The organism is Pseudomonas sp. FW215-R2 (genome assembly GCF_058789255.1).
Genome location: NZ_JBYTBO010000020.1, coordinates 101,019 through 121,627, shown reverse-complemented (window position 1 = coordinate 121,627; position 20,609 = coordinate 101,019). Strand labels below are relative to the sequence as shown.

General features: G+C 59.9%; 19 protein-coding genes and 1 pseudogene. 12 read left to right on the top strand and 8 right to left on the bottom strand.

From position 1 onward, the window contains the following. Both AC3WRD_RS23995 and AC3WRD_RS23990 read right to left on the bottom strand, forming a co-directional pair. On the bottom strand, window positions 1–707 hold a 707-nt coding region (locus tag AC3WRD_RS23995; RefSeq protein ID WP_371858595.1), incomplete at its 3' end, for a methyl-accepting chemotaxis protein. Window positions 708–848: 141 nt separating this feature from the next. Further along, a pseudogene (locus AC3WRD_RS23990) lies at window positions 849–1,688 on the bottom strand (HAMP domain-containing protein); the annotation flags it as partial. A 332-nt stretch (window positions 1,689–2,020) separates the two neighbouring features. Here AC3WRD_RS23990 and AC3WRD_RS23985 point away from each other — a divergent pair. Next, window positions 2,021–3,508, top strand: a complete 1,488-nt coding sequence (locus AC3WRD_RS23985) for a helicase HerA-like domain-containing protein (RefSeq protein ID WP_102621322.1) — start codon at window positions 2,021–2,023, stop codon at window positions 3,506–3,508. Window positions 3,509–3,542: 34 nt separating this feature from the next. Here AC3WRD_RS23985 and AC3WRD_RS23980 read toward each other — a convergent pair whose 3' ends face one another. Next, window positions 3,543–3,998, bottom strand: coding sequence for a DUF721 domain-containing protein (locus AC3WRD_RS23980; RefSeq protein ID WP_096818322.1), 456 nt, complete (start codon window positions 3,996–3,998; stop codon window positions 3,543–3,545). Between the two features lie 307 nt (window positions 3,999–4,305). Between AC3WRD_RS23980 and secA the strand changes: the two genes are divergently transcribed. The 4 genes from secA (at window position 4,306) to AC3WRD_RS23960 (ending at window position 10,020) form a co-directional block, all read left to right on the top strand. Further along, window positions 4,306–7,044 carry a preprotein translocase subunit SecA gene (gene secA / locus AC3WRD_RS23975; protein WP_096818321.1) on the top strand — a complete coding sequence of 913 codons (2,739 nt, stop codon included), beginning with the start codon at window positions 4,306–4,308 and terminating at the stop codon, window positions 7,042–7,044. 122 nt (window positions 7,045–7,166) lie between these two features. Further along, the gene (argJ, locus tag AC3WRD_RS23970; protein WP_096818319.1) at window positions 7,167–8,384 is read left to right on the top strand and encodes a bifunctional glutamate N-acetyltransferase/amino-acid acetyltransferase ArgJ; all 1,218 of its coding nucleotides are present in this window, start codon (window positions 7,167–7,169) and stop codon (window positions 8,382–8,384) included. Window positions 8,385–8,446: 62 nt separating this feature from the next. Next, complete coding sequence (locus tag AC3WRD_RS23965; RefSeq protein ID WP_102621268.1) at window positions 8,447–9,079, top strand: glutathione S-transferase family protein; 633 nt, start codon at window positions 8,447–8,449, stop codon at window positions 9,077–9,079. Next, a complete protein-coding gene (locus tag AC3WRD_RS23960; RefSeq protein WP_102621269.1) occupies window positions 9,076–10,020 on the top strand; it encodes a Nudix family hydrolase in 945 nt (314 codons plus the stop codon). The genes AC3WRD_RS23965 and AC3WRD_RS23960 overlap by 4 nt, the downstream gene beginning before the upstream one ends. A 39-nt stretch (window positions 10,021–10,059) precedes the next feature. On the opposite strand, the gene AC3WRD_RS23955 is transcribed toward AC3WRD_RS23960, so the two are convergent. The 3 genes from AC3WRD_RS23955 to AC3WRD_RS23945 are packed head-to-tail and all read right to left on the bottom strand — an operon-like array spanning window position 10,060 to window position 13,644. Continuing rightward, window positions 10,060–10,641: a cob(I)yrinic acid a,c-diamide adenosyltransferase gene (locus AC3WRD_RS23955; protein ID WP_102621270.1), complete on the bottom strand. Its 582-nt coding sequence runs from the start codon at window positions 10,639–10,641 to the stop codon at window positions 10,060–10,062. A 3-nt stretch (window positions 10,642–10,644) separates the two neighbouring features. After that, the gene (locus AC3WRD_RS23950; RefSeq protein WP_102621271.1) at window positions 10,645–12,681 is read right to left on the bottom strand and encodes a sensor histidine kinase; all 2,037 of its coding nucleotides are present in this window, start codon (window positions 12,679–12,681) and stop codon (window positions 10,645–10,647) included. A 45-nt stretch (window positions 12,682–12,726) separates the two neighbouring features. Next, on the bottom strand, window positions 12,727–13,644 hold the full coding sequence (locus tag AC3WRD_RS23945; RefSeq protein WP_102621272.1) for a putative 2-dehydropantoate 2-reductase: 918 nt from the start codon (window positions 13,642–13,644) through the stop codon (window positions 12,727–12,729). A 140-nt stretch (window positions 13,645–13,784) separates the two neighbouring features. On the opposite strand from AC3WRD_RS23945, the gene AC3WRD_RS23940 reads away from it, so the two are divergent. Then, complete coding sequence (locus AC3WRD_RS23940; protein WP_007951218.1) at window positions 13,785–14,270, top strand: YajQ family cyclic di-GMP-binding protein; 486 nt, start codon at window positions 13,785–13,787, stop codon at window positions 14,268–14,270. 138 nt (window positions 14,271–14,408) lie between these two features. After that, window positions 14,409–15,248, top strand: coding sequence for a mechanosensitive ion channel family protein (locus AC3WRD_RS23935; RefSeq protein WP_007951217.1), 840 nt, complete (start codon window positions 14,409–14,411; stop codon window positions 15,246–15,248). Between the two features lie 121 nt (window positions 15,249–15,369). Here the strand turns inward: AC3WRD_RS23935 and AC3WRD_RS23930 are convergent, their stop codons facing one another. Beyond that, on the bottom strand, window positions 15,370–16,716 hold the full coding sequence (locus tag AC3WRD_RS23930) for an OprD family porin (protein WP_096818306.1): 1,347 nt from the start codon (window positions 16,714–16,716) through the stop codon (window positions 15,370–15,372). An 878-nt stretch (window positions 16,717–17,594) separates the two neighbouring features. Between AC3WRD_RS23930 and AC3WRD_RS23925 the strand changes: the two genes are divergently transcribed. Next, the gene (locus AC3WRD_RS23925) at window positions 17,595–18,020 is read left to right on the top strand and encodes an HIT family protein (RefSeq protein WP_102621323.1); all 426 of its coding nucleotides are present in this window, start codon (window positions 17,595–17,597) and stop codon (window positions 18,018–18,020) included. Between the two features lie 2 nt (window positions 18,021–18,022). Next, on the top strand, window positions 18,023–18,229 hold the full coding sequence (locus tag AC3WRD_RS23920) for a SlyX family protein (protein ID WP_096818305.1): 207 nt from the start codon (window positions 18,023–18,025) through the stop codon (window positions 18,227–18,229). A 70-nt stretch (window positions 18,230–18,299) separates the two neighbouring features. Here AC3WRD_RS23920 and AC3WRD_RS23915 read toward each other — a convergent pair whose 3' ends face one another. Continuing rightward, window positions 18,300–18,902 (bottom strand): cold-shock protein, encoded by a 603-nt coding sequence (locus tag AC3WRD_RS23915; RefSeq protein ID WP_096818303.1) that lies wholly within the window; start codon window positions 18,900–18,902, stop codon window positions 18,300–18,302. A gap of 309 nt (window positions 18,903–19,211) precedes the next feature. Here AC3WRD_RS23915 and AC3WRD_RS23910 point away from each other — a divergent pair, with 309 nt between their 5' ends. The 3 genes from AC3WRD_RS23910 (at window position 19,212) to AC3WRD_RS23900 (ending at window position 20,603) form a co-directional block, all read left to right on the top strand. Next, complete coding sequence (locus AC3WRD_RS23910; protein ID WP_039766007.1) at window positions 19,212–19,682, top strand: Dps family protein; 471 nt, start codon at window positions 19,212–19,214, stop codon at window positions 19,680–19,682. A 241-nt stretch (window positions 19,683–19,923) separates the two neighbouring features. Then, window positions 19,924–20,268, top strand: coding sequence for a ribbon-helix-helix domain-containing protein (locus tag AC3WRD_RS23905; RefSeq protein ID WP_102621273.1), 345 nt, complete (start codon window positions 19,924–19,926; stop codon window positions 20,266–20,268). A gap of 113 nt (window positions 20,269–20,381) precedes the next feature. Then, complete coding sequence (locus AC3WRD_RS23900; protein WP_096818299.1) at window positions 20,382–20,603, top strand: FmdB family zinc ribbon protein; 222 nt, start codon at window positions 20,382–20,384, stop codon at window positions 20,601–20,603. Window positions 20,604–20,609: the final 6 nt, after the last annotated feature.

Below are 20,609 nucleotides of genomic sequence, written 5' to 3'. Positions count from 1 at the left end.
GAACAGGCGCGCAAGGTCGCCTGCAGGTTCTCCACGCCTTCCTGGTTCAGCGTATTGATCTCGGTGATGTCGACGTTGATCGACTCGACCACGGCGGTCTGTTCCTCGGTGGCGGTGGCCACCGACTGGTTCATGCCGTCGATCTCGCCGATCCGCTGGGTCACGCTGTTCAGGCGCTCGCCGGCGAGGTTGGCGATGTCCACGCTTTCCTGGCTGTGGCGCTGGCTGTCGCTCATGGTACTGACGGATTCGCGGGCGCCGACTTGCAGCTCCTCGATCATGGTCTGCACCTGTTGCGCCGATTCCTGAGTGCGGTGGGCAAGGTTGCGCACTTCGTCCGCCACCACCGCAAACCCGCGCCCGGCTTCACCGGCCCGCGCTGCTTCGATGGCGGCGTTGAGCGCGAGCAGGTTGGTCTGCTGGGAAATGCTGGTGATCACTTCGAGAATCTGGCCGATGTTCACGGTTTTGCTATTCAGCGATTCGATGTTGCTGCTCGACGCGCTGAGCATGCTCGACAGTTGATTCATTGCCTTGATGCTGCGATCCACCACTTGCTGGCCGTCTTCGGCCAGGCCACGGGCGTCGCTGGCCTGGGTCGAGGCTTGCGCGGCGTTGCGGGCGATTTCCTGAGCGGCGGCACCGAGCTGGTTGATCGCGGCGGCCACGCTGTTGGTGCGCGAGGCTTGCTGGTCGGAGTTGTACATCGACGAGTTCGAGGCTGCGACGACCCGCAGGGCGACTTCGTTGACTTGCCCGGTGGCCGACGACACTTCGCGAATCGAACCGTGAACCCGTTCGACGAAGCGGTTGAAGGCAGTGCCGAGCACGCCGAATTCGTCCTGGTTCTGGATGGTCAGGCGCTTGGTCAGGTCGCCTTCGCCGTCGGCGATGTCTTCCATGGCGCGGGTCATGACGTGCAGCGGCTGGATCAGGATGCGGATCAGCATGCCGAGCAGGGCGATGATGATCGCCACCGCAATCACGGTCGCAATCACAGCCGAGGTGCGGAACTGGCTGAGCATCGAGAAGGCTTTGTCCTTGTCCACCGACAGGCCGATGTACCAGTTCACCGACGGCAGGCCCTTGATCGGGGTGAAGGTGACGATACGGGTCTTGCCGTCGACGGTGATTTCACTGAAGTCGCTGCTGATGCGCGGCGTGTCCTGCGGGTAGGCTTCCTTGAGCGATTTCATCACCAGGGCCTTGTCCGGGTGCACCAGGATCTTGCCGTCGGCGCTGACCAGGAACGCGTAGCCCATGCCAGAGAAGTCCCGGGCGCTGAGAGTGTTGATCAGGGTTTGCAGGCTCAGGTCGCCGCCCACCACGCCGACGCTCTGACCGGCCTTTTTCGCGGCAGTGGCGATGGAAATGATGGTCTGGCCGGTGGCCGCGTCGATGTACGGTTCGGTCAGGGTCGAAGTGCTGCTGCTTTCGGCACCTTTATACCAAGGGCGAACCCGTGGATCGAAACCGTCCGGCATCTTCGCATCCGGACGGATGGTGAAGTGACCGGTGGCATCGCCGAGGTAGGAAGCCATGAACGTCGAGGTCAGGGCTTTCTGTTCCAGCAGGCTGGCAACGGCGGCAGGCTCGGGATTGATGGCGATGTTCTGTGCCGCGTTCTCGATCAGCAGGATGCGCCCGCTGAGCCAGGTCTGGATGTTGTCGGCAGTGACCTCGCCCATCTCGTTGAGGTAATTGTTCAGGTCATCGCGGATTGCATTGCGCTGCAGCCAGTCGTTGTACAGCGTGAACGAGGCGAAGGCGGCAATGACGATGAGGGCGGCGGCAAGCAAAATTTTATGGCTGAAGCGTAGATTTTTGTTCATGGCTTGGGGTTCCGCTAAGGTCTTAATGTCCAGGGCGTGCTTTTATAAAGGCGCGCAAAATGGGCAGGTGTGAAAGCTGAGTGATATTTCCGTCTCTCCTTAGGGAAATCACGGACCGGACTTTTGATCCGGTCTCTCACTTCTCTCTATCGGCCATGCTCGACAAAGATTAACTATTGGGTGACCAAATGCCTGACTCCTCGCAACTCGTTATCGGCGCCAATCTCGCCGGGCAACCGATCGCCCAGGCGATGCGCCTGGCCAACCGTCATGGACTGGTGGCCGGCGCGACCGGCACTGGCAAGACCGTCACCCTGCAACGGCTGGCTGAAGCGTTCAGTGACGCCGGGGTCGCGGTGTTCGCCGCCGACATCAAGGGTGACCTGTGCGGCCTCGGCGCCGCCGGCAATCCCCAGGGCAAGGTCGCCGAGCGCATCGCCGGCATGCCGTGGCTCAACTACAAGCCTCAGGCTTATCCCGTGACCTTGTGGGACATTCACGGTGAGTCCGGTCATCCGCTGCGCACAACGCTGAGTGAAATGGGGCCATTGTTGATCGGTGCCTTGCTGGAGTTGACCGACAGCCAGCAGTCGGCGTTGTACGCGGCGTTCAAGGTCGCCGACCGCGAAGGCCTGTTGCTGCTGGATCTGAAAGACCTGAAAGCGCTGCTCAACCACCTCAAGGACAACCCGCAGCTGCTCGGCGAAGACGCCGCGTTGTTCACCACCGGTTCCAGCCAGGCGCTGTTACGGCGTCTGGCGATCCTTGAACAGCAGGGCGCCGAAGCCTTGTTCGGCGAGCCGGCGCTGCAACTGGAGGACATTCTGCAACCGGCCGCCGACGGTCGCGGGCGCATTCATTTGCTCGATGCCAGTCGCCTGGTGCATGAAGCGCCGAAGGTCTACGCGACGTTCCTGCTGTGGTTGCTCGCCGAGCTGTTCGAGCAATTGCCGGAACGTGGCGATGCCGACAAACCGTTGCTGGCACTGTTCTTCGACGAAGCGCACTTGTTGTTCGGCGATACACCCAAGGCCTTGCAGGAACGTCTGGAGCAGGTGGTGCGGCTGATCCGTTCCAAGGGCGTCGGTGTGTATTTCGTCACCCAGTCGCCGGGCGATTTGCCGGACGATGTGCTGGCGCAACTGGGCCTGCGGGTCCAGCACGGTCTGCGGGCATTCACCGCCAAGGAGCAGAAATCCCTGCGGGCGGTGGCGGATGGCTTCCGGCCGAATCCGGCGTTCGATACGTTGTCGGTGTTGACTGAACTCGGGATCGGCGAGGCGCTGGTCGGCACCTTGCAGGAAAAAGGCACGCCGGAAATGGTCCAGCGGGTGCTGGTGGCGCCGCCGCAATCGCGGATCGGGCCGTTGACCGAAACCGAACGCACCGTGCTGATTGCCGGTTCGCCGTTCAAGGGCCGCTATGACAAGCCAATCGATCGGGAGTCGGCCTATGAAATCCTGATGGGGCGCAAGGGGCTGGCGCCGGAAGGTGAAGCGGCACCCGGCAAACCGGCAGTCGCGGAGCCAAGCCTGGCGGACAAGGCCGGGGAGTTCCTCGGGACGGCAGCGGGGCAGGCGCTCAAGTCGGCGATGCGCCAGGCAGCGAACTCGCTGGGTAAACAGTTGGTGCGCGGCCTGATGGGTTCTCTGCTCGGTGGCAGTAAACGTCGATAACACCCATGGGAGCTTGCTCCCACAGGTTTTTTGGTCAGGATTTGGCTTTGGCGTGCGCCGCCAGACGCTCCAGCGCTGCACGCAGGTTCGGATCACTGATCCCGTCGGCGGTCGACTGAATGGTCGCCGCCGCATCCGTCGAAAGATCCATCGTGTGCCCGGCTGCACCGCGCTGCACCGTTGGCGGCTGGACCTTGAACTGAATCCGCGTCAGGTTGGCGAACTCATCGAACATCTGCAGTTGCCTTTGCAGGCGTTTCTGCTGGTAGCGCAGGCGTGTGGCCCAATGGCCATCGGTGACAATCAGCAACAGATTGCCTTCGCGCCACGACGCGACATGGCAGTGCTCGCGGGCGGCGGGTTGCAGTTGGCTTTCGAGCAGGCGTTGCAGACGGCCCAGACGTTGGGCATGGCCGAGGATGGCTTTCAGCGGCTTGGCTTCGCGAAGCAGAACGGCGGGCGCTCTGGCTGTAAGAGGGCGAAATGCCATGATCTAACACCTGAAGTAACAGAGGCGCCATGGTAGCAGATAGCACCCATTTCACTCGCCCATTGCTTTTGTCCCTGCTTTGCCCATTAAATCAACGACTAACTTCTGCCTCCAACGGCTTGAAGTTGAGCAAAACGCCCCTATTTTAAGTGAGCCCCGTCAAAGCGCAGTGCCAGCATCGTGGAATATCGCCACTTTCCTCACCACCGTTTCCGGGTAGAATGCTCGTTCGCATGCGGCCATGAGGGCTGCACGGGCGACTCACGGGGCCGCCCTCCATCCCTTTAGTGTGGAAGATCCTGCCGATATGTTTGCGCCTTTGTTAAAGAAACTTTTTGGAAGCAAGAACGAGCGTGAAGTCAAACGCATGCTCAAGACGGTGCAGCTCGTCAATGCCTTCGAAGAGAAGATGGTCGCCCTCTCGGACGATCAACTGCGCGCCAAGACCGCAGAGTTCAAGGACCGCATCGCCAAGGGGGAAACCCTCGACAAGCTGTTGCCGGAAGCTTTTGCGGTCGCCCGCGAAGCCGGCAAGCGCGTCATGGGCATGCGTCACTTCGACGTCCAGCTGATCGGCGGCATGACCCTGCATGAAGGCCGGATTGCCGAAATGCGTACCGGTGAAGGCAAGACCCTGGTGGGTACCCTGGGTGTTTACCTCAACGCGCTGTCCGGCAAGGGCGTGCACGTTGTGACCGTGAACGACTACCTGGCCCGCCGTGACGCCAACTGGATGCGTCCGCTGTATGAATTCCTCGGCCTGACCGTCGGCATCGTGACGCCGTTCCAGCCGCCGGAAGAGAAACGTCTGGCCTACGCCGCCGACATTACCTACGGCACCAACAACGAATTCGGGTTCGACTACCTGCGCGACAACATGGCGTTCAGCATGGAAGAGAAATTCCAGCGCGAACTCAACTTTGCCGTGATCGACGAAGTCGACTCCATCCTCATCGACGAAGCGCGTACCCCACTGATCATTTCCGGTCAGGCCGAGGACAGCTCCAAGCTGTACATCGAGATCAACAAACTGATCCCGAAACTCAAGCTGCACGTCGAAGAAGTCGAAGGCGTCGTCACCCAGGAAGGCCACTTCACCGTCGACGAGAAGACCCGTCAGGTCGAACTCAACGAAGCCGGTCACCAGTTCATCGAAGACCAACTGACCAGCATCGGTCTGCTGGCCGAGGGCGAGAGCCTGTACTCGGCGCATAACCTGAGCCTGCTGACTCACGTTTACGCCGGCCTGCGTGCGCACAAGCTGTTCAACCGCAACGTTGAATACATCGTGCAGGACGGTCAGGTCGTACTGGTCGACGAACACACCGGCCGTACCATGCCGGGCCGTCGTCTGTCCGAAGGCCTGCACCAGGCTATCGAAGCCAAGGAAAACCTGAACATCCAGGCCGAGAGCCAGACCCTGGCATCGACCACGTTCCAGAACTACTTCCGTCTGTACGACAAGCTGTCCGGCATGACCGGTACGGCCGACACCGAAGCGTTCGAATTCCACCAGATCTATGGCCTGCCGGTCATCGTGATCCCGACCAACAAGCCGTTGGCCCGTAAGGACTACAACGACCTGGTGTTCCTGACCGCCGAAGAGAAATACGCGGCGATCGTCAATGACATCAAGGAAAGCATGGCTGCCGGCCGTCCGGTGCTGGTGGGTACTGCCACCATCGAAACCTCCGAGCACATGTCCGCATTGCTCGTGAAGGAAGGCATCGAACACAAGGTTCTGAACGCCAAGTTCCACGAAAAAGAAGCCGAGATCATCGCGCAGGCCGGTCGTCCGGGCGCCCTGACCATCGCCACCAACATGGCCGGTCGTGGTACCGACATCCTGTTGGGCGGCAACTGGGAAGTTGAAGTCGCGTCGCTGGAAAACCCGACTCCTGAGCAGATCGCCCAGATCAAGGCCGACTGGCAGAAGCGTCACCAGCAAGTGCTGGAGTCCGGCGGCTTGCAGGTGATCGCGTCCGAGCGTCACGAATCCCGCCGTATCGACAACCAGCTGCGTGGCCGTGCCGGCCGTCAGGGTGACGCCGGTTCCAGCCGCTTCTACCTGTCGCTGGAAGACAGCCTGATGCGTATCTTCGCCTCTGACCGGGTGAAGAACTTCATGAAAGCCCTGGGCATGCAGTCCGGTGAAGCGATCGAGCACCGCATGGTGACCAACGCCATCGAGAAGGCCCAGCGCAAGGTTGAAGGCCGCAACTTCGACATTCGCAAGCAATTGCTCGAGTTCGACGACGTCAACAACGAACAGCGTAAAGTGATCTATCACATGCGTAACACGTTGCTGGCCGCGGACAACATCGGCGAAACCATTGCCGACTTCCGTCAGGACGTACTGAACGCCACCGTCAGCGCTCACATTCCGCCGCAATCGCTGCCAGAGCAGTGGGACGTGGCCGGTCTGGAAGCGTCGATCGCCAGCGACTTCGGTGTGAAACTGCCGATCCAGCAATGGCTCGACGAAGACGATCACCTGTACGAAGAAACCCTGCGCGAGAAGCTGATGAACGAGCTGATCGCCGCGTACAACGAGAAAGAAGACCAGGCCGGTGCCGACGCACTGCGCTCCTTCGAGAAGCAGATCGTGCTGCGCGTTCTGGACGACCTGTGGAAAGACCACCTGTCGACCATGGATCACCTGCGTCACGGCATCCACCTGCGTGGCTACGCCCAGAAGAACCCGAAGCAGGAATACAAGCGCGAGTCCTTCACGCTGTTCTCCGAGCTGCTGGATTCGATCAAGCGCGACTCGATCCGTGTGCTGTCGCACGTTCAGGTTCGCCGCGAAGATCCGGCCGAGGAAGAGGCGCGTCTGCGTCAGGAAGCCGAAGCGCTGGCCGCGCGTATGCAGTTCGAACACGCCGAGGCGCCAGGTCTGGAGCAGCCGGAAGCACTGGTCGGTGAAGAGGTCGATGTGGCCCTGGCCACCGCGCCGGTTCGCAACGAGCAGAAGCTGGGCCGCAACGAACTGTGCTACTGCGGTTCGGGCAAGAAATTCAAGCATTGCCACGGGCAGATCCAGTAAAACCCGTTTCAATCGCTGATATACCCGCGCCGCGACCGGCACCAGCCGTCGCGGCGTTTTGCCATTTACACCACCGTCACTACGCTTGGCGGTGCTGACATCATTGAGTAAGGAGCGCATTCATGGCTGTTGGTCTTGGTCCTTTGCCAACGTTGCACCCGGTTGCCGGTTTTGAACTCGGTATCGCTTCGGCCGGCATCAAGCGCCCTGGGCGCAAGGATGTCGTCGTGATGCGCTGTGCCGAAGGTTCCACCGTGGCGGGCGTGTTCACGTTGAACGCTTTCTGCGCCGCGCCGGTGATCCTGGCCAAGAAACGCGTGCAGAACGCTGTGCGCTACCTGTTGACCAACACCGGCAATGCCAACGCTGGCACCGGCGAGCCGGGCCTGGCCGCCGCTGAGCGCACGACCGCGAAACTGGCTGAACTGACCGGCGTGGATGCCAGCCAGATCCTGCCGTACTCCACCGGCGTGATCGGCGAGCCGCTGCCGGTCGAGAAGATCGAAGGCGCCTTGCAGGCCGCGCTGGACGATCTGTCGGAAAACAACTGGGAAGCGGCCGCCACCGGCATCATGACCACCGACACCTTGCCAAAAGGCGCCAGCCGCCAGTTCCAGCATGACGGCGTGACCATCACCGTCACTGGCATCAGCAAGGGCGCGGGCATGATCCGTCCGAACATGGCGACCATGCTCGGCTACATCGCCACCGACGCCAAAGTCTCCCGCGACGTGTTGCACAACCTGATGCTGGACGGCGCCAACAAGTCGTTCAACCGCATCACCATCGACGGCGACACCTCGACCAACGACTGCTGCATGCTGATCGCCACCGGCAAGGCTGCGCTGCCGGAAATCACCCGTGCCGAAGGCGAGCTGTTCGCCAAGCTGAAACAGGCCGTGTTCGAAGTGTGCATGGACGTGGCTCAGGCCATCGTGCGTGACGGCGAAGGCGCGACCAAGTTCGTGACCGTTGAAGTCAACGGCGGCGGCAATCACCAGGAATGCCTGGACGTCGGCTACACCGTGGCCCACTCGCCGCTGATCAAGACTGCACTGTTCGCTTCCGACCCGAACTGGGGCCGCATCCTCGCCGCTGTCGGCCGTGCCGGCGTGCCGGATCTGGACGTGAGCAAGATCGACGTGTTCCTCGGTGAAGTGTGCATTGCCAGCCGTGGCGCCCGTGCTGCGACCTACACTGAAGCCCAGGGCTCGGCGGTGATGCAGCAGGAAGAGATCACCATCCGTATCGAACTGGGTCGCGGCGATTGCAGCGAAACCATCTGGACCACCGACCTGTCCCACGAGTACGTGAAGATCAACGCCGAATACCGCACCTGATCCCTGCCGAAGAGGGAGGTCTGCGGGCCTCCTTTTCTTCTGTCCCATGAAAGGACCCGAACATGAGCCTTCACCTGATCATCGGCGACAAACTGCTTTCCTCCTGGTCCCTGCGCGCGGCACTGGCGCTTGAACTGACCGGCGCGCCCTACACCGAAGAGCTGATCAAACTCGGCAGGCCCGACACCCGCGAGCGCCTGCTCAAGCATTCGCCCACCGGCAAGGTGCCGCTGCTGACCACCGCACGGGGCACCATCGCCGACTCTCTGGCGATTGCCGAATACCTGGCCGAACAGTTTCCTTCCGAACAGCTCTGGCCGACTGATATCGCGGCCCGCGCTCAGGCGCGTTCTGCCTGCGCGCAGATGCACAGCGGTTTCTTCGCCATGCGCAATCATATGCCGTTCAACCTGAGCCACGACGCGCCGCTCAACCCGGTACCGCCGGAAGTGAAGGTCGATGTCGAGCGCATGCTCGCGCTGTGGGCTGAATGCCGTGCCGTGGCTACCGAGCCGGGGCCGTTCCTGTTTGGTCGCGTGTCGTTGGCGGATGCGTTCTTCGCGCCGATTGCTGTGCGCCTGCGTACCTATCAGGTGCAGTTGCCGGCCGAAGATGAAGCCTATGTTGAAACCGTTTATCAGTGGCCGGCCTTCAAGGCCTGGCAAAAGGCAGGACTGGAGGAGTTGCAGTCGTGAAACGCGTACACGTCGCTGCTGCCGTCATCCGTGACGACAGCGGCAAAATCCTCATCGCCCGCCGGGCCGATACCCAGCACCAGGGCGGTCTGTGGGAATTTCCCGGTGGCAAGGTCGAGGCCGATGAGTCGGTTGAAACTGCGCTGGCCCGTGAGCTGCACGAAGAACTGGGCATTGTCGTCGGCGCTGCTCGCCCGCTGATCAAGGTTCGCCACGATTACCCGGACAAGCAGGTGTTGCTGGATGTCTGGGAAGTCTCAAGCTTCACCGGCGAACCCCACGGCGCCGAAGGCCAGCCCTTGGCCTGGGTGTCGGCCAAGGAACTGGCAAATTACGAATTCCCGGCAGCCAACCAGCCGATCGTGGCGGCGGCGCGTCTGCCTGCTGAATACCTGATCACCCCGGAAGATCTGGAAACCCCGGCCTTGCTGCGCGGTATCCAGAAGGCTATTGCCGGGGGCATCAAGCTGATCCAGCTGCGTGCGCCCAATGGTTATGACCCGAAGTACCGCGATCTGGCGGTGGACGCGGTCGGCCTGTGTGCCGGCAAGGCGCAGTTGATGATCAAGGGCCCGTTCGAGTGGCTGGGCGACTTCCCGTCCGCCGGTTGGCACATTACCTCGGCGCAGTTGCGCAAGTACGCGGCAGCAGGGCGTCCGCTGCCGGCGGAGCGCTGGCTGGCGGCGTCCTGCCACAATGCTGAAGAACTGGCGCTGGCCGAGCAGATGGGCGTGGATTTCGTCACTCTGTCGCCGGTGCAGCCGACCCTGACTCATCCGGATGCGCAGCCGCTGGGCTGGGAGCAGGCTTCGACGCTGATCGAAGGCTTCAGCAAGCCGGTATTCCTGTTGGGTGGAGTCGGCCCGGCCGAGCGCGAGAAAGCGTGGAATGCCGGGGCTCAGGGTGTGGCGGGGATTCGGGCCTTCTGGCCTGAGGCCTGACTGGGCATCAGAACACTCCCGCGCCTGGCGTGGGAGTGATCAGTTTTCGGGTTTTGCGGCGGGTTGCCACAGAATCTCGGCAATCCCCTGGCGCCGGGCAATCAGCCTCGCCGCCACAAACAACAGATCCGACAAGCGATTGATGTAAGCCAGACCCACCCCGGCCAACGGTTCGATCGCATTCAAATGCTGGCAACGCCGCTCCGCACTGCGCGCCAGGCTGCGACAGACATGCGCCTGGGCAATCAGCATCGAACCGCCAGGCAGAATGAAGTTCTCAAGCGGCCCCAATTCCTCGTTCCAGACATCGATGGCCGCCTCCAGCCGTTCGATTTCTGCCGTGTTCAGCGCCTGATATTCCGGCATCGCCAGCTCGCCACCGAGGTCGAACAAGCGGTGCTGACAGGGCGCCAACACGTCGATCAATTCATTCAGCCCTGGACAGGTTTCGCGTTCGGCGATCAACCCGGCCAGCAGCATGCCGACCTGACTGTTCAGCGTGTCGACCTCGCCGATGGCCTCGATGCGTGGGTGGTCCTTTGGGACGCGGCGACCATCGCCGAGGCCGGTTTCGCCTTTGTCGCCGGTGCGGGTGTAGATCTTCGACAAGCGAAAGCCCATGGTTTACCTCGGTAGTTGATTGGTTTCTGCGGCAATGGGTGCAGGTTGCGTGAGCGGCAGGCGCAGGGTGAAGCAGGTGCCTTGTCCCGGTGCCGACTGCACTTCCATCTGCCCTTTGTGGTTGTTGGTGATGATGAAATACGACACCGACAGCCCGAGCCCCGTGCCCTGGCCGATTTCCTTGGTGGTGAAGAACGGCTCGAAGGTACGTTTGCGCACGTTCTCGCTCATGCCGATGCCGTTGTCCTCGACCTGTATCTCGGCCCACGGCGGATTGAGTTTGGTGCGCAAGATGATCCGCCCCGGCTCGCTGTCGTCTTCACGCAGGTGGATTGCCTGCGCAGCGTTTTTCAGAAGGTTGAGCAGCACCTGTTCCAGCTCGTTGGCGGTGCCCGGAACCGGACCCAGCGCCGGGTCGAACTGACGGATGATCGCCTGCCCCTTGAAGTCGAAGCCGATCGCCAGGTCGAAGTCGTTGCCGGCAATATCCACCGCTTGATCGATCAGCGCCGGCAGGTCGCAAGGGGCCATCTGCCGGGTGCTGCGGCGGCTGAAACTGAGCATGTGGGTGACGATTTTTGCCGCCCTGGCACCGGCCTGCTGAATGCCGTCGAGCAATTGCGGGACTTCCCGGCCTTGCAGGTAGCGGTTCACGGTATCCAGTTCGATGCCCAGTTGTTCGGCCTGCTCGAGGTTTTTCGGCAGGTCGGGTGACAGACGTCTGCGAATGTTCTGCACGTTGTGCAGGATTGCCCCCAGCGGGTTGTTGATCTCGTGGGCCATGCCGGCCGCGAGGCCGCCGACCGAGAGCATTTTTTCCGACTGCACCATCATGTCCTCCAGCGACAGGCGCTGGGTGATGTCGTCGATCCGGATCACCACGCCGCGTCCGGCACCGCCCATCAGTGGATAAAACGTCAGGGCGTAATGCTTGGGTTCGTCGTCCTTGAACCAGGTCACCCGCTCGATTTTCGCCACGGTGTGCTGTTCGACGGTCTGCTTGAGCTGCGGCAGGAAAGGCTTGAGCGGTTCGAACGCGAGGAAGATCGGCTGATTCAGCGCTTCGTCCAGCCGGGTGCCGGAGAGGGCGCTGGCCTCCTGGTTCCATTGCGTGACGTAGAGCTGCTCGTCGAGAGCGATCAGCGCCGAGGGCATGGAGTCGATGATGCTGTTGAGGTAGTTCTGAAAACCCGTGAGCTTCTTCTCGATCTTGCTCCGCACCTGGACTTCCAGCTCCAGTTTGCGATTGGTGTGGCGGGTTTCTTCGGCCAGCCCCTGCGCCTGATCGTAGGCGGCTTGCGAGTCATCGCGGGCGCGCTTGAGCTGCTGCTCCCGGGCCTCGATGCGCGAGAGCATGGTGTTGAAGGCCTCGGCCAGACTGCCGATTTCGTCATGGTTGCCGCGTGAGGCGCGCAGGGCGTAGTTCTCCTCGCGGGTCACCTGGCGGGACAGCTCTTCGAGTTGATGGATCGGCCGGGTGATCAGGCGTTTGATCTGCCGGGCAATCACCAGCCACAGCAGTACGCTGAAGATCAGGATCCCCAGGCTCGCCGTCAGGGTGCCGGTGTAGAACGCCATCGGCAGTTCGCTGCTGGCCACCAGCAACAGATGACCCGGCGCAGTGCCGGGGCGGGGCAGGGTGATCAGCTGGTTGCTGCGAAACTCGGTGAGTTGCCAGGCTTCGATATGCCGGAAGCGCTCCGGCAGGTTGAGCTTGTCGCCGCGTTGTACTTGCGCAATGCGGTCGCCCTTGCCGTCATACAGGGCGGCAGCGCGCAGCGGCGAGTAACTGTCGAGTTCCTTGAGCAGGCGCTCGGCACTTTGCGGTGACTGCAACGCTTCGGCGACCAGGCTCGGGTTCGATACCAGTCGGCCAATGGTCTGCAACGCCTGGGGCGCCATGCTTTCCTGGGAGATGTAATAGGCCGCGCTGATGAAGGTCAGGTTGGCGACCAGTAACACGGTGGTCAACAGCACCAGCAGGGCGGCCAGCAGTTTCTGGCCGACCGGCAGGTTTTCGAGGCGCTGGCGCAATGGCATCAGGTTTATCGCAGCAAAGGAACAAGTGGGCAGCGTAGCCGCTGCTCAGTCGACGGGCAATCCGAGACTGTGCAGATGCGCGGTCAGGCGCTGCTGCAATTGCTTCAGATGCGGCAGGTTGAGCTGGTGCCGCTGCGCAACCTTGCAGGCATGACCCAGCAGGTAGCTGATCTCGGTGCGGCGTTTGCTGGCCACGTCCTGATACATGGACGAGAAATTGGCTGCGGTGGCCGAAATCACCCGTTCGACTTCCTGTTGCAGGTTGTCCGCCGCTGCTGGCTGGCCGCAACGCTCCAGCAATTCGGTCAACTCGGCGCACAGCGTGGCGACTTCGCAGTGATGCTCCTGCAATCCACCGTTGCGGCAGTCGTGCAACACCGTCAGCGGATTGATCGCACAGTTGAGCGCCAGTTTTCGCCACAGTCGGGTGAGGATGTCGGCGCTCCATTCATGAGGAATCTTTGCCGCTTCAAGATCATCCAGCCAGAACGGTGCCACGGGATGACCGGCATCGCCGAGCCAGGTGTAACCGTGGCCGGCAAAGACCACGTGCCAGTCGCCATCGCGAAACGCGCCTTCGGTGCTGGAGGCGCTGATGCAACGGGCCTGCGGGACTTGCGCGGCGACCGCTTCCTGACTGCCGAGGCCGTTCTGCAAAAGAATCAGTTCTGCATCCGGCGCCAGGCGATGAGCGACGCCGGCCACGGCGCTTTCGGCGTCGTAGGCCTTGCACGCCACCAGCAGACGGCGGATCGGTTCGGAAGTGTCCGGCGTTTCGCCGGGGATGGCGTAGCTGCTGGCCACGCCTTGTTCCACGAGGGTCAGGCCGCCCGCCGTCGCATAGTCATGCAAACGATCGATATCGCGCAGGATCAGCCGGACCGGCAATCCGGCCCGGGCCAGGCGCGTGGCCCAGAGTGTGCCGAGACTTCCGGCGCCGAGGATATGCCAGGGGCTGGACATCAGTTTTTCACTCGGTAAGGTACAGGCATGCAAGGCTCGCCGTGTCGGTGGGAAAAGACCCGTTATAATGAGCCCGATTTTAACCGCAAGCCAAGCGCGCCGCGTCCTGAACGAGCGCGCCTTTTTATTGGAGAGATTACATGCCGTCGTTCGACGTGGTATCCGAACTGGACAAACACGAACTCACCAACGCGGTCGAGAACGCCGTGAAGGAACTCGATCGTCGTTATGACCTGAAAGGCAAGGGCAGCTTCGAATTCAAGGAAAAGGACCTGACCGTCCACCTGACCGCTGAAGCCGATTTCCAGCTGGAAGCGATGATCGAGATCCTCAAGCTGGCCCTGGTCAAGCGCAAGATCGATGTACAGTGCCTCGAAGTCAAAGACTCCTTCGCATCGGGCAAACTGATGAAGCAGGACGCCGTTCTGAAGGAAGGCATCGACAAGGAACTGGCGAAGAAGATCGTCGGCCACATCAAGGAAGCCAAGCTCAAGGTGCAGGCCGCCATTCAGGGCGAGCAGGTGCGTGTGACCGGCAAGAAGCGTGACGACCTGCAGGAAGCCATCGCTGCCCTGCGCGCCAAGGAATTCGGCATGCCACTGCAATTCAACAACTTCCGCGACTGAGCCATCCGAGTCGGGAACCTCTCGGCGTTTTCAGCGTCCGAGGCCCAAGCAGCGGCAGAAACGATTGAGCCCCCACAGGGCCGGTCGTTCTGCCGCTGATTTTTTCAGCCCGGGAAGCCGGCAATCAGGAGATAAAAGATGGATTTGAATGCTGAGGTAGACAACCTGGTCAAGGCGTCCCAGGCGTGGATTCCGATGATCATGGAATACGGCAGTCGTGTGCTGTTGGCGGTGATTACCCTGGCGATTGGCTGGTGGCTGATCAACAAGGTCACGCAAAAACTGGGCGGCCTGCTGGCTCTGCGCAATGCCGACCTGGCTTTGCAAGGTTTCATCAGCAGCCTGGCCAACATCATTCTCAAGGTGCTGTTGATCGTCAGTGTGGCCTCGATGATCGGCGTCGAGACCACTTCGTTCGTGGCGGCAATCGGTGCGGCCGGCCTGGCCATCGGCCTGGCATTGCAGGGCAGCCTGGCGAACTTCGCCGGTGGCGTGCTGATTCTGCTGTTCCGTCCGTTCCGCATCGGTGACTGGATCGAAGCGCAAGGCGTGGCGGGTACTGTCGACAGCATCCAGATTTTCCACACCGTGCTGCGTACCGGCGACAACAAGACCATCATCGTGCCGAACGGCAATCTGTCGAATGGCATCATTACCAACACCAACCGTCAGCCAACCCGCAAGGTTGTGTTTGATGTGGGTGTCGATTACGAAGCCGATCTGCAAAAGGCCCGTCAGGTGCTGCTGGATCTGGCCAAGGATGATCGCGTTCTGCAGGATCCGGCGCCGCAGGCTGTCATTTCTACCTTGGGCGATAGTTCGATCACTGTTTCCCTGCGGGTCTGGGTTAAAACTGCAGATTATTGGGATGTGATGTTCATGTTTAACGAACAATCCCGTGATCGTTTAAAGACTGCCGGCATCGATATTCCGTTTCCACAGCGTGTGATTCGTGTGGTTCAGGAATCGGCGGTGTAATGATAGGTTGCTAATTAATTGCCTGACTTGTTGGTCAGGCATTTATTACAAGTGACAGATAACAAAAAAGGCCCATCCGAAGATGGGCCTTTTTTTATGCTACCAAACTAACCACTGACGATTACAAGATGTTCAGTGGGTACTCGGTGATCAGACGGAACTCTTTCACGTCGCCTTCTTTCTCGTCAGAGTTGGCAACGTGCCAAGCCTGGCGAATACGGAAGGACAGGTCTTTTGCTGGACCGCTTTGAACCACATATTTGGCTTCAAAGTTGGTTTCGTGGTGCTTGCCATCTTCACCGTAGAGACCGGCGTAAGAGCTACCCGCTGGAGTGTGGGTACCGTCGATATCCCAGCCTTTAACGTAACGAACCATGAAGCTCAGACCAGGAACGCCATACTCGGCCATTTTCAGGTCGTAACGGGCTTGCAGGGATTTCTCGCCTGCACCGTTAAAGTCGGAGTACTGGATGGAGTTGGCGAGGAAGATCGAGTCGCCACCACGGTTGTTCTTGCCCACGCCGATGTAGTCGAACGGGGTGTCGCCGTTGACCTTCTGGAAGGCCAGGGTGAAGGTGTGCGCTTTCAGGAACGACAGCGCGGTTGCCAGCGAGAAGGCGGTGTTGCTGATTTCGCCCGCTTTGGCGCTACCGGTGTCGGTGGTGCGGTAGATGTTGAAGTCAGTGTTCAACGAAGTGTCACCACCGAATGGAGTGGTGAGGTTCACGTTCGCGTAGTACTGGTTCCAGATGTCTTCCAGCTTGGCGCCGTACAGGGATGCAGTCAGGTTGTCAGTGATGCCGTATTTACCACCGAAGTAGTCGATGTTTTTGGCTTCTACGCCTGCGTAGGTGGCGTAAAGGCCGCCTTCACGAGCGTTTTTGTCCTGGCTGGTAGCCGAGTAGAAGTGACCGGCTTCGAGATCGAGGTCTTTGATTTCACTGCTCTGCAGCTGGAAGCCACTGGCAGTTTGCGGCAGAACGCGGGAACCACCGACAGCGAACACTGGAGCAGTGCTTGGCTGCTGGTCGCCGATTTTCAGCTCGGTTTTGGAGATGCGGAATTTGATGGCTGCGCCGGCTTTGCCTTGGCTCTCATCAACGTCATGGGCATAACCGTTGGCTTTGACAGTATTGCTGCGGCTCATGTTACCGGTACCGGAAGTACCGTCACCGCCGTCCAGTTTGACCGCCAGGTAACCGAATGCATCGATACCGACGCCTACGGTGCCTTGGGTGTAACCGGAAGTGAAGTTGCCGAGGAAACCCTGGGTCCAGTCTTTCTGGTCGTGGCCGCCGTTCTTGTTGTCACGGTTGAAGTAGTAGTTCTTCAACGTTTCGGTCAGTTTGGCGTCTTCAACAAAGCCTTTGGCTTCAGACTGGTCACTAACAAACGGTGCGGCCGTAGCCAACTGAGTACTGGCTGCTGTAACGGCCAGTGCGATCATGCTCCACTTCATCACGCGCATCGTGATTTGCTCCTTTGGTTTTAGAAGAGTACTGCCGTCCCACCTGTTTTATTATCTGGGCGGCTCTTTCTTTTTGTGTCGGCGCAAACTTATATCACGCCGACAATGTTGGCGATACTTGCGCATACAACCTTTCATGTTCTTTACGACGCTGTCGCAAATGGCTTGGTTGATGTCGCAAATTCACAGTACCAATGCAGCCGGACTGACAACTTTATCGCTGTTTCTGGGCCTTTTTGCATCGGTAAAAAAGAGTCCCTGGCAAAACACTTGAATCTCCATCGGGCAACCCTGCCACTGTTTTTTTCGGGCTTTGAGCAACCACTTCCCGTGGCGTGCTCATAGCTCATATGAGTACGAATGCAACAAGCGTGCACAAACCGCAAAATTGATGCGGTTATTTTTCCATGGCCCCGCTCGCTGCTGTAAAAACCTTGTAAATACGGGCCCGCGCGCCCCTTTTTGATGAGGGTTGACGCGCTTGCTCGCTTGGTGTTGCCTCGCGCGTTTTTGCGCATGACAACCAAAAACGTTACCGGTTCACCCTGTCAGTGAGTATTTGGCGGATGCCCGAGCCATTGAGCGTAGACGCACTGTACGGTTTTGGTGCAAATATTTTTTCTGGCTGTACTGAATTCAAACACTTGCACCCTGTCATGACCCTGAACGCGGTAGTGAGTCGCGGTCATTCCGGCGTGTTGCCTGGCTCGATGGGTCTCGTGCTGGTGCGCGATCGCCAGAAATGTTCCATGTCGGGGCGCCGCTTCATCGTGAAGGGCAGGGCATTCGAAGGTATGCTGCCGTCCTGTCGTTTAGTGCGCCCTCCACCGGGCTGGCCCACTAAGCTGAATATTGTCGATCAGCCGGGAGTACACCCAGTGTTTGCTTTAGATTCACGACTTCAACAGGACACGCTGATCATCGGCGACTTCCCGCTCTGCCGGCTGTTGCTGTCCAACGACGCCAACTACCCCTGGTTCATCCTGGTACCTCGTCGCGACGATATCAGCGAGTTGTTTCAATTGGATGTCGCCGACCAGCAGCGTCTGTGGCAGGAAACCACAGCCCTGGCGGAGGTGCTCAAGGACTCGTTCGATGCCGACAAGATGAACGTTGCCACCTTGGGTAACGTTGTCAGCCAGCTGCACATGCATGTGATCGTGCGCAAACGTGATGATGCCGCATGGCCGGCGCCGGTCTGGGGCAAGCACCCCGCCAAACCTTACAGCGCCGATCAGGTAGCCGCGATCCGCGAGCGCCTGCGCCTGGTGCTGGACGACGATTTCAAGTTTCTGGAGGTTTGATCATGAGCCTGGAAGAACGCGTCAACGATCTGGAAAGCCGTCTGGCGTTTCAGGACGACACCATTCAGGCGTTGAACGACGTGCTGGTGGCGCAGCAGAGGGTGGTGGAGCGTCTGCAGTTACAGATGGCCGCGCTGCTGAAGCGGCAGGAAGAAATGGTCGGCCAGTTCGGGTCCTTCGAAGAAGACGCGCCGCCGCCGCACTACTGAGGTCGCGCATTTTGTAAGGGCAATAAAAAACCGCGAACAGCCAGGCTGTTCGCGGTTTTTTCGTTTCAGATCAGCGACGCGGCAGGGCGGCGATCACGTCTTCGGCTTGCAGGCCTTTGTCACGGTTCATCACCGAGAACTCCACGCGCTGGCCTTCGACCAGAACGCGGTGGCCTTCGCCACGGATGGCGCGAAAGTGCACGAAAATATCATCGCCGGAATCCCGGGAGATAAAGCCGAAGCCCTTGGAGGTGTTGAACCACTTGACGGTGCCGGTATCGCGGTTGCTCATGTCGTAGCTTTGCGCGGCGGCGGCCGGTGAGGATTTATAGAAGCTGACGGCCAGGTGCACGGCCACGGCAACCAGAGCAATGACCAGGCTGAACAGCACAGCTGGCTGGCCGGCGATGACAGGCATCGGCGCGATCAGGGTCAGGGTTTGCAGGACGACGGTCAGTACCAGCAATGCGCTGACCAGATTTTGCAGATGCTGGCGCGGGCCTTTGTTCCAGTACGGGATCACTGGAGCGAGAACCAGGTTCAGCAGGCCGAAAAAGGCCAGGTAAAGTGCATCGGGCTGTTGCAGGTAAGGTACGGCTTCGGATCTCAAGCTAGGTATGAAGGACAGCAGCAAGGCTGCTGCGCCCATTAGCAGGTGGACGATTTTCAACATTTTTAATGACTCACGTTATGACGGCTCACAAGGAAGAGCTGAAGGCGCACGGTTCGCTTCGGAACAATAAGAGGCGTTGGACACGTGCCCGGCATCAGCCTATGCGCAACACCCGGAAAACAGGGCGTAGCGACACACTGCCTATTTAACAGTAAAGCCTGCAGCTACTCAAATAACGCCGGCCAGCGGCAGGGCGTGGGGCGATTTGTCGCCTCTATCGGGTCGATACGGGGGCTGCCATGGGAGGGAGGCCTTGCTACAGTGAACCGACACCTGCTGGATGAATTCAATCGCCGTTAGGGGGTAAGCATGGCAATCGATATCGGTATCAGTGAAGAAGACCGCAAATCCATCGTCGAAGGGCTTTCGCGTCTGCTGTCGGACACCTATGTGCTGTATCTGAAAACCCACAACTTCCACTGGAACGTCACCGGGCCGATGTTCCGGACCCTGCACCTGATGTTCGAAGAGCAATACAACGAACTGGCCCTGGCCGTGGACTCGATCGCCGAGCGCATCCGCGCCCTGGGTTTCCCTGCGCCGGGCGCCTATGCGACTTACGCGCGTCTTTCCTCTATTAAAGAAGAAGTGGGCGTGCCGAGTGCCGAGGACATGATCAAACAACTGGTCGAAGGCCAGGAAGCGGTCACTCGCACTGCGCGGGGGATTTTCCCGCTGCTGGATAAAGTCAGTGACGAGCCGACGGCTGATCTTCTGACCCAACGCATGCAAGTCCACGAGAAAACCGCGTGGATGCTCAGGGCACTGCTCGAAGCCTGATCGCCCGAGGCGCACGGACACCGTTTGTGGGTCGTGCGCCCGTTTTGGCCGGGAAAAAGCGTTCGCTATTGTAGGAAGCGAAGTAAGCACTTCGCTGGTCCATGATCCTCCCTGTTGTGTTGGCTTATCCTACGTCGACGGTCAAAAAGTCGTCTGGATATACCTTTGCCCCTGCGCTTTTAATGAGGTCACAGGATGTTGCCTTGAAAACAAGCAGCGATGGCAAAGGAGTGTCAACGATATGGAAGGTGGAGACAGGCGAAGTGAAATCGCCATCGGCTCACAGCAGGACCGAGCCGCGGCGCCGTTTCTTGACGAATTCGACATGGCATTGATCCGGCCATTGGCCCGGTCGGTGCGTTTGAACGGGTTTGCGACCTGCATGCGGCTGGAACAGGTCTACTGGAATATTCTGGGTCGCATGGCCGAGGAGAATTGCTGTTCGGTCGGCACGTTGTTATCCCGTGTCGATCGCGAAGTGCACTTGCGTCATGGTGGCGTGAAGAACTTCAGCGGTCTGGTACGGGTGGTGTGTGTCGTACATGGCTTGCGCGATGCCCCGGTGACCACCGGGGGTTGTCAATGACTGGGCGGCCTGTGCAGTCTTCCGGCTGCACAGGCCGCATTTAATGGATATAATCCCGCTCTTTCGCCACACCGCCCTGCGGGAGCTGGCAATCTGATCGCCGAGACAACGCCATGCCGATGTACGATTACCAATGTGCTTCCTGTGGTCATCAGTTGGAAGCCATTCAAAAGATCAGTGATGCACCGCTGATCGATTGCCCTGCCTGTCAGGCACCAGAGCTCAAGAAACAGCTGTCCATGCCAGGCTTTCGCCTCAGCGGCAGCGGTTGGTACGAAACCGATTTCAAGACCGGCGCGAAGAAGAATCTGGCCGGTGGCGACAAATCTGACTAGGGTTCA

Bases quoted from the DNA above. Each gene is read 5' to 3' on its own strand.
- AC3WRD_RS23910 (WP_039766007.1), top strand. From the start codon at position 19,212: ATGGCAATCGATATCGGTATCAGTGAAGAAGACCGCAAATCCATCGTC.
- AC3WRD_RS23940 (WP_007951218.1), top strand. From the start codon at position 13,785: ATGCCGTCGTTCGACGTGGTATCCGAACTGGACAAACACGAACTCACC.
- AC3WRD_RS23985 (WP_102621322.1), top strand. From the start codon at position 2,021: ATGCCTGACTCCTCGCAACTCGTTATCGGCGCCAATCTCGCCGGGCAA.
- AC3WRD_RS23920 (WP_096818305.1), top strand. From the start codon at position 18,023: ATGAGCCTGGAAGAACGCGTCAACGATCTGGAAAGCCGTCTGGCGTTT.
- AC3WRD_RS23980 (WP_096818322.1), bottom strand. From the start codon at position 3,998: ATGGCATTTCGCCCTCTTACAGCCAGAGCGCCCGCCGTTCTGCTTCGC.
- AC3WRD_RS23905 (WP_102621273.1), top strand. From the start codon at position 19,924: ATGGAAGGTGGAGACAGGCGAAGTGAAATCGCCATCGGCTCACAGCAG.
- AC3WRD_RS23935 (WP_007951217.1), top strand. From the start codon at position 14,409: ATGGATTTGAATGCTGAGGTAGACAACCTGGTCAAGGCGTCCCAGGCG.
- AC3WRD_RS23915 (WP_096818303.1), bottom strand. From the start codon at position 18,902: ATGTTGAAAATCGTCCACCTGCTAATGGGCGCAGCAGCCTTGCTGCTG.
- AC3WRD_RS23930 (WP_096818306.1), bottom strand. From the start codon at position 16,716: ATGCGCGTGATGAAGTGGAGCATGATCGCACTGGCCGTTACAGCAGCC.
- secA (WP_096818321.1), top strand. From the start codon at position 4,306: ATGTTTGCGCCTTTGTTAAAGAAACTTTTTGGAAGCAAGAACGAGCGT.
- AC3WRD_RS23965 (WP_102621268.1), top strand. From the start codon at position 8,447: ATGAGCCTTCACCTGATCATCGGCGACAAACTGCTTTCCTCCTGGTCC.
- AC3WRD_RS23950 (WP_102621271.1), bottom strand. From the start codon at position 12,681: ATGCCATTGCGCCAGCGCCTCGAAAACCTGCCGGTCGGCCAGAAACTG.
- AC3WRD_RS23955 (WP_102621270.1), bottom strand. From the start codon at position 10,641: ATGGGCTTTCGCTTGTCGAAGATCTACACCCGCACCGGCGACAAAGGC.
- AC3WRD_RS23945 (WP_102621272.1), bottom strand. From the start codon at position 13,644: ATGTCCAGCCCCTGGCATATCCTCGGCGCCGGAAGTCTCGGCACACTC.
- AC3WRD_RS23900 (WP_096818299.1), top strand. From the start codon at position 20,382: ATGCCGATGTACGATTACCAATGTGCTTCCTGTGGTCATCAGTTGGAA.
- argJ (WP_096818319.1), top strand. From the start codon at position 7,167: ATGGCTGTTGGTCTTGGTCCTTTGCCAACGTTGCACCCGGTTGCCGGT.